The following is a 314-nucleotide window of genomic DNA, read 5'->3' as shown; positions in this document are numbered from 1 at the left end:
GAGTGTCCGCAGACGACGATGTTGGGGACCTGCAGTGCGATGACCGCGAATTCCAGGGTGGCGCCGACGCCGCAGTCGGCCTCGGACCTGTGGCGCGGGACGATGTTGCCGGCCGTGCGCAGTTCCAGGATCTCGCCCGGACGGGCGCCGGTGATCAGTGACGGTACGACGCGTGAGTCCGAGCAGGCGATGAAGAGGGCTTGTGGGCGCTGGCCGTCGGCGAGTGCGGCGAGATCATCGCGGCGCTCCGCGACGCTCGACGGGAAGGCGCGGGCGTTTTCGATGAGTGACTGCATGGTGGCCTGCCTTGTGCT

At 68.5% G+C, this 314-nt stretch carries 1 protein-coding gene; it reads right to left on the bottom strand.

Features of this window, described 5'->3' with window-relative positions; genetic code table 11:
• Positions 1-296: carbonic anhydrase (locus IG84_RS0137440; RefSeq protein ID WP_031068012.1), on the bottom strand; the 296-nt coding region annotated here is incomplete at its 3' end.
• Between the last annotated feature and the right edge of the window lie 18 nt (positions 297-314).

This window comes from Streptomyces ochraceiscleroticus, from assembly GCF_000720485.1.
GTDB lineage: Bacteria > Actinomycetota > Actinomycetes > Streptomycetales > Streptomycetaceae > Streptomyces > Streptomyces ochraceiscleroticus.
This window is presented reverse-complemented; position numbering and strand designations above follow the sequence as displayed.